This is a genomic window from Stieleria sp. JC731, assembly GCF_020966635.1.
Taxonomy (GTDB): Bacteria; Planctomycetota; Planctomycetia; order Pirellulales; family Pirellulaceae; genus Stieleria.
In genome coordinates this window covers 1-7,388 of sequence record NZ_JAJKFQ010000037.1, presented here as the reverse complement: position 1 = coordinate 7,388, position 7,388 = coordinate 1, and the positions used below count along the sequence as shown (strand labels likewise).

7 protein-coding genes are annotated in these 7,388 nt (G+C 51.5%); all 7 read left to right on the top strand.

From position 1 onward, the window contains the following. The first annotated feature begins 1,572 nt into the window (after positions 1 to 1,572). The 7 genes from LOC67_RS27040 (at position 1,573) to LOC67_RS27010 (ending at position 7,056) form a co-directional block, all read left to right on the top strand. Positions 1,573 to 2,808 (top strand): hypothetical protein, encoded by a 1,236-nt coding sequence (locus LOC67_RS27040; RefSeq protein ID WP_230265979.1) that lies wholly within the window; start codon positions 1,573 to 1,575, stop codon positions 2,806 to 2,808. Between the two features lie 112 nt (positions 2,809 to 2,920). Then, positions 2,921 to 3,400: a hypothetical protein gene (locus LOC67_RS27035; RefSeq protein ID WP_230265978.1), complete on the top strand. Its 480-nt coding sequence runs from the start codon at positions 2,921 to 2,923 to the stop codon at positions 3,398 to 3,400. A 104-nt stretch (positions 3,401 to 3,504) separates the two neighbouring features. After that, positions 3,505 to 4,065 carry a hypothetical protein gene (locus LOC67_RS27030; protein WP_230265977.1) on the top strand — a complete coding sequence of 187 codons (561 nt, stop codon included), beginning with the start codon at positions 3,505 to 3,507 and terminating at the stop codon, positions 4,063 to 4,065. Between the two features lie 591 nt (positions 4,066 to 4,656). Then, complete coding sequence (locus LOC67_RS27025) at positions 4,657 to 4,857, top strand: hypothetical protein (protein ID WP_230265976.1); 201 nt, start codon at positions 4,657 to 4,659, stop codon at positions 4,855 to 4,857. A 21-nt stretch (positions 4,858 to 4,878) separates the two neighbouring features. Beyond that, on the top strand, positions 4,879 to 5,046 hold the full coding sequence (locus LOC67_RS27020) for a hypothetical protein (protein ID WP_230265975.1): 168 nt from the start codon (positions 4,879 to 4,881) through the stop codon (positions 5,044 to 5,046). Between the two features lie 510 nt (positions 5,047 to 5,556). Further along, positions 5,557 to 6,270, top strand: coding sequence for a DUF2262 domain-containing protein (locus tag LOC67_RS27015; protein ID WP_230265974.1), 714 nt, complete (start codon positions 5,557 to 5,559; stop codon positions 6,268 to 6,270). 456 nt (positions 6,271 to 6,726) lie between these two features. Next, complete coding sequence (locus LOC67_RS27010) at positions 6,727 to 7,056, top strand: hypothetical protein (protein WP_230265973.1); 330 nt, start codon at positions 6,727 to 6,729, stop codon at positions 7,054 to 7,056. Positions 7,057 to 7,388 lie beyond the last annotated feature (332 nt).

Here is a 7,388-nt window from a genome sequence, read left to right as displayed (position 1 = left end):
GCTAAGGGTTACGACAACGTACACGATTGGGGAACGGACGCATAACAATCGGATGCACGTGAGTCGCCGAGTTGAGGTTTTTGAAGTGGTGAGTCGTTCGCGGCGACCACGTGATCCGTCCCGTTCGCGCGGGTAGATGGACCGCTGGATGTATTATCTCTTTCTCAGTTGGTCATATCCCTTCGCAATTCAAAGCATTTCGATCCGGCCCATCTGACCTAAAGTCGCAACTGTTTGCTGATCGCTGCAATTGAAGTTGCGGTTTGAAAGTCGTACTTGAATACGGCCTATCTGATTTCGCAAGACGTCAGTTTCCTATTGATCGCAATTGAGATTGCGGTTTGACAGTTGTTTCTGATCGAAGACTTCTTACATCTGGTGTGCAGACTACATACTTGATGCTGACTACCCTTTACACTTCAAATGGGGTAGACTTGTCGTCAGTGATGCGGTACCTGCCGTCGTCGTGTGCAATACCCGAGCAAAGCGGTGCACCAACGGAGGCGAGTCGATTTCATTTGGGTTCTAGTTTCATCTCAGCCGCACCGAGTCAGTGACCACTATAGTTCTGTAAACCTATAGAAGTAGAGCCATGAGGAACATCTGCATTTTAATCTCTTGCTTCTCGATTTGCGCACAGCAAGTACCAGCCGCGACCGTGAACCTAATTAAGAACGGAGAATTTGAGTCACCAGATATTGTTAATTTCGCTGTCGTAAACTCTCTCCCAAATTGGACATCGACAATTGGCGCGTTCGAGGTTTGGGATTCTGGGGTTTTAACTTCGCCCACCATTGGATCGGACGGAGAATCGACGGGACAACACCTGGAATTGGATTCCGGTAACACCCCTGTGACTTTCTCTCAATCGTTTGTGGTGCCATCTCAAACAACGGGAATGGCAGTGTTTACGTTTGATGCTTGGCTCAGGTCCCCTGGCACTAGTCAGTACCGCGTTGATGGATCTATCTCAGGGACCATTGTTGACCTGACTCCAATAACAAGCATCACCAGTGCCTGGACCGAGAATTCCAGTGTTTTTGCTGTGCAGAATGGAGAGGCAATAACGGTGTCATTCGTGCAGGGAACGTCGACGGGAATTTCGGGAGCGCACATCGATCAGGTTGAGTTCAATATGACGGCCATACCTGAGCCTTCCTCGATCTTGCTTTTGGGGTGTGTGTCGACTTTTGGAGTGCTGATTCGGGGCCGTCGTGTCACCCCGTTTGACAACTAATTTGATGGAACCATGCGTTGATACGAAGCAGCGGAGATCAAATTGGTCGCATTCAAAGGAACCTTTTATTTTCTGCTCCGAGATAGCAGTTCAATCGCCCTATGCGCCAGCGGAAAAACTCATAATCGTTCCCTCTGGCGATTCCAATCGGGTCGACTTATTGCCAGCGATGTACCGCAGACCGTGGTCGTGAGTACCGCGCGAACCCGACGATGCACGTGAGTCGCCGAGTTGAAGTTTTTGAAGTGGTATGTCATTCGCGGCGACCACGTGATCGTTACCGTTAGACGGCAAGACACACATCAATCGCACCATTGTACCAACGAACGCTATTCATGACTGACGACACCGATAGCTCTGCGGAACCGGATGGCACCACGGCTCCGCCCGCGAACACTTTAGGCGCGAAGCCGTCCGCAAAAAAGAAGACCGCCAAGAAGAAGGCAACTCCAAAGAAGAAGACCGTGAAAAAGAAGAAGCCCGCCAAGAAAGCAGCTTCACAAAAGACAGCAAGCACGACAGCGAAGCGGTCATACCCGGTCCTGCCTCTCGAAGACGCCATTGCGCTTGCCAAAACGATTCGAGTGAAGAATAACGGGCATCCTTGGGACACCGAATTGGCGGCCAAGGCATCTCTTGGCGTGAAGAAGAACAACAACAAGTTCTTCTACCTCGCAGCTTCATCACGTGATTACGATCTCACCGTTGGATCACGCGACACGGAAAAAGTCGAACTCTCCGAACTCGGGCGACGCCTCGTTTTCGCTGGGAGCGAACAGGAAAAGCAACAGGCACTTGTCGACGCGTTTTTCTCGGTGGACGTATTTAAACGCGTATTTGATCACTACGGGGGCAGCAATCTTCCTGAAAAGGAGTTTCTGACCAATACGCTCCAGAATGATTTTGGAATCGACCCTTCGTTACACGATGAGTTTGCCGACATCTTCAAGGCCAACTGCGAGTTTCTTGGTATAGCCGAAGGTCTAAAACCCGGCATTACAAAACGCGACACACCTGAAGACGATTCTGGCAGTGATGTTCGGGTGATTGGTCAACCAAAAGGCAAATTCGATCGAACAGCGTTTGTGGTCATGCCGTTCAGCGAGAAAGGCGAGAATCCGCGTGCTAGAGGATTCTTCAACGAAGTGCTCACAACTTTGATTACACCGGCGGCAAATGCCGCCGGATTTGCGGTGGAGACGGCAGACCAGCACGGCAGCGACGTGATTCAATCAACCATTATTACGCAGCTTCTCGCGAAAGAGCTTGTCATCGCTGACCTTTCCGATCACAACCCGAATGTTCTGTTCGAACTTGGCATACGGATTGCCCGAGACTTACCGCTGGCTCTCATAAAGGCAGAAGGTACAGAACGGATTTTTGACGTCGATAACATGATGCGAGTAGTGTCCTACTCACCAAACCTTTGGCCGACTACCGTCGCCACGGACGTGCCGAAACTTCGCGACCATTTCAAGGCCGCATGGGACAACCGCGACACAGTCCGAACTTACATGGAAATTCTGACTGGAAAACGACATGTCGAGCCGGCAGGCCCAAACGCCGTCTAACAATTGCGTGAACCGGAGCGGCGAATCCGGCGGAAACTGAAATCATCGCGTAACGTCGCCGCCCGGTTACGCTGGTCGTTATGCCACAGAGGAACTTTTCCAGGGTCGATGCATGTATTGTCGTCACATCAACGCCGATGGACTCAAGATCGACGACCCGAGTCGAGACAGAATCGACGAGCTCGTTCGAAGATATCTGAATGGAGAATTATCAAACCTCTCACTGGAAACTGAAGAGATGAGCGGAATCGGAATGGAGTTCCTTAACGCTCCGGTTCTTGGATACTGCGCATACGGCGTAGAAGACTCTGAGCGAGGTTGCTTCGTGTACGAATCGTTCAATGGCGTCGAATCCAACGTGCTGAAAGACATCAGTATCTACCAGTTTCCTGAATCCGCCTTTTTCTCCGATCCGCGCCCGTTCCGTGATGTTGCGATAGAGTTTGCTCAATATGGTACAATTGGTCGGCAAATCCCTTGGCGATTTCGGTCCCAACTTGCGAATGACACTATGACTCCCGACTGTTTGCTAAGCGTTAACGATCCGCGGTCGGTCGAGGAGTTTCTCGCCACATATTTGCCGCTGACGTAGTGGCATAACCAAGCCATGCACACCGAGCACGCGATCGGCCGTATTTCTCATGGTGGCTTTCCTCGCGCGTGCCGGGTGATGGCCAGCGTTACCCGACTGATGTGATGTGTCGTTACGCCGTTTCAGGTCCCTACAAGCTCCATTTTGCCTGCTTTGATTGCAGAACGGCATTCAAGCAACCGTCAATCGACGATTGGCTGGCGGTACGTGGCAAAGGCTACGTATACCGGGAACTCAGGGACTGCACCTGGAACGATTTACGTCTCTCGGAACGCGAGCGCGAACTCGGATTTCGTCTTGCAGATCTCCAATCGGAGTATCGGGAGGCGATTTTCAAATGCCCAAACTGCGGCAATCCGATGGCTGACCTTGGACGCGATTGGCGTCCGCCTCGTCGCGCTGATGTGAAAGCGTGGAGGGCTTTAGCAGGCGTTTACGCATTGGGACATGCATTTCATTCCTGTGGCTGTGATGGGCCTGGCTTTATTCCGTCTACACCATCCGAGTACGTTTACTATTTGACTGAACGCTTGGACGACGCGGTACAATCGCTGCACCAATGGGAAATGAGCTCCGCTGACCATGCCGCTGACGCGTGTGTTTGGTGGCGGACGCGGATCGCCAAAATCCAAGCGGCAATGGACATGGCAGAGAAGAGCGGGTAACAATCGGATGCACGACGAGTCGCCGAGTCGTGGTTTTTGGGATGGAGGATCGCTCGCGGCGACCGCGTGATCCGTAACGTTCGCGCGGGGAGTTGTGACTGGATCCAATGCTGCTGAATCTGGCCCATTTGATTTCACGTGGCAACTGTAAGCTGATCGCCGCAATTGAATTATCGGTTTGATAGTTGTGCCTTATCGCGGCCCATGTGATTTCGGGAGACCTCAGTTTCCTATTGATCGCAATTGAATTCACCGTTTGATTATCGTTGTGGCTGACGGCTCATCTAATCGAAAGGGACAGCAGTATCTTGTTTATCGCATTTGATGTCACGATTTGTTTTCTGCTCCGAGATAGCTGGTCAGACGCCCTATGCGCCAGCCGAAAAATCTATGCTCGTTCCCCTTCCCGATTCCAATCGGTTAGACTTGGCGACAGCGATGTAGTGCCGACTGTGGTCGTGTGTACCACGCGAACCATGACATGAACCGAAGTGACGGAGTCGGGGGTTCTGAAGTGGTGTGTCATCCGCCGTCACTCGGTTATGTCCGCCGTTATCCCGCTGATTCGCACACAGCTTCACTTTCGATTCAATGACAATTCCACGACTGCAACTTGAGACTCAAATCGCGGATTTGCCATCGTTCGGTACGCTCGTTTGGGAACGCCCACACGAAAAGGCCGCTGGCGTTGTACAGCGTCAATACGAAATTCCAGAAGGAAACATCATTCTTGCTGACTGGGCCGGCACTCTTCACGAAATTATTTACCAGACGCCGCTTGAAGACGATTAGCTGATTGCTGATCGAAATGCGATGTTGTTTGCTCAGCACTCTGACGGTGAAAGTTGGGATGAAATTCTCGATAATGGTTTTGGGAAAACCTACCGACGCAGCGACATGATGCGTTTCGCTTTATGGAGCTACGCAATGGATTTCAATACGTTTGGGACAATGGCGTTTAACGAAATAAAATGGGGATAACAATGCGATGCACCGAAGTTGGCGAGTCGATGACTTTTGGGTTTTAGTTTCATCTCTATCGCGCCAACTCGGTGATCGCTACCGTTCGCGCGGGTAGCTGTGACTGCTTGATGACTCATCTCTAGTCAACATGGTCATCGCCCTTCTTCGTTCCAGGCGTTTTATTTCGGCCCATCTGATTTCACGTGACAAGTGCTAGCTGATCGACGCAACTGAGTTTGTCGTTTGATAGTTGCTCGTGAATTCGGCCCAATTGATTTCTTGAGACATCAGTTTCCAATCAATCGCATTTGACGTGAAGGTTTGATTTCAGCTCCGAGATAGCAGTTCAAACTCGCTATGCGCCAGCCGAAATATCAATGCTCGTTCCCCTTGGCCATTCCAATTGGGTAGACTGGTCGACAGCGATGTAGTGCAGGCCGTGGTCGTGTGTACCTCGCGAACCATGCCGTGCACGCGAAGGTCGGGAGTCGTGTTTTATAAAAGTGGTCAGTCCACCGCCCGACCTCGGTGACGGCTACCGTTACCCCATCGGAGTATCTATTGCCTGACCATCAAGTCCTGACGCTACATGCTGAGGTTTCCGAAGAGGATGCTGCGAACGGAATCCCAAAGCTCCAAGCTGCCATCGAGAAACTGCCATGCTTAACCACCGAGGTTTCCTTTGCCGAAAACAACGTGACTGTCACGGTGACCTTCGTCGACGAAGACGCGACGGATTCGTTGCTGGACCAAATCGTCGAACTGATCGGAGACATCTTCCCTGCCTGCGACGATTCACAACCCGTCGAGTTCCAAGATTCCCGATTTGGTCGTCTCATTTTTCGTGATGAATACTCATGGTTTGAGGGATCTTTCGAGCTACCAGAAACAGGCGATACCGTGGACCTCTTCCTTGATTCAGCTCCAGAAGCACCGAATCAAGCATCTATTGACCGTGCCAAGCAGATTACAGACGAATGGCCACAACGCAGATCAACTATTCTCGCACGAATCACGGACAATCTATTGGACCTTTACAACAAAGAATGGCGGAAACTGGACGAGAGCGACGAAGGCCCATTGGATGCCGGCAGATTTTCCGATCGATTATCATTGTGCTCGTTGGCGATAGATTCCGAACAATTCGTGACCTTGGGGTTTCACGCTGACGGGATGTTTACAGACCATGGCGTGACCGCAACGGTTTCCACTGAAGATGAGATTGACGCTTGGGTGGACTAGCTGAGATCGGGACTGGGGTAACCATGGGTTGCAACGGAGGCCGCGAGTTGACGTTTTTAAAGTGGTGAGTCGCTCGCGCGGCCCCGCTGAACCCTACCGTTCTAGTGGCTTCCTTGCCACTAGGACGTCGCGGTTCACTTCGAAGGATAGAGAAGTGAACCAACCCGCTGGAATTAGCTACTCCGGCGGAAGACTACGGCGTACCGCCGTGGTAATTTGTTCGATGTGTCTGCGTTGGATCGCAGTCATACAGATAGCTTGGCTCTGCGGTCAGATCTTTGCGTCTGACTGATATTGGTTTTAGAATTCACGTTCGATCGCATCAAGACCCACGTCCTTGCAATGATCGCCGTACCCCTAGAACCAAGCGGTTGCACCGAAACTAACGTCGACGTGGTTTGACATTTGGACGTCAAACGCCGTTAGCCCAGTGAACCGCGACGTTCCCCGACTGAAATGAAAAACGAATTCACGTTTGTTCGACGCTTCGATTCTCCACGATACATCGTTGTTTACCTGGGACTTTTGGTAATCGCCCTGGGTACCGTGCTGGTTGCCGCGTTGATGCAAAAACCGCAAGTCCTTATTCTGTCGCTTTTTTTGGGGGTGTGGCGGCTCTGGGTTTTCTGGGAGTTCGTCGTGGTGATTGCGCTGGAGTTACAATCACCACCGATTTTATTCATTGGTGGTGCACAGGGCTCACACCACGCTCGACGAAACTTAATCTGGCTGATTTGGTCTCAATCGAGTTCCGGGACAACCTTGATTCAAATCGAATCTTTATAGAGACTCGCGATCAACAGTTGATAGAATGCGAAGACACTTTCTTCGGTGACGGACACGCGGTGCTTGACGCAGTGGGGGAATTTTGCCCAGAGGCTGCGTTGATTCACAACGGGCTTCCGAGGCAGCGGGGAACCAGCGGATGCACGTGAGTCGCCGAGTTGAGTTTCTTGAAGTGGTTGATCGTTCGCGGCGACCACGTGATCCGTACCGTTCGCGCGGGTAGATGGACCGCTGGGTGATTCATCTGTTCCCCGGGTGGTCATCGCCCTTTGCACTATAAAGTTCCTGGATTCGGCCCATCTGATCTCGCGTGTCATTTGTTAGCTGTTCAC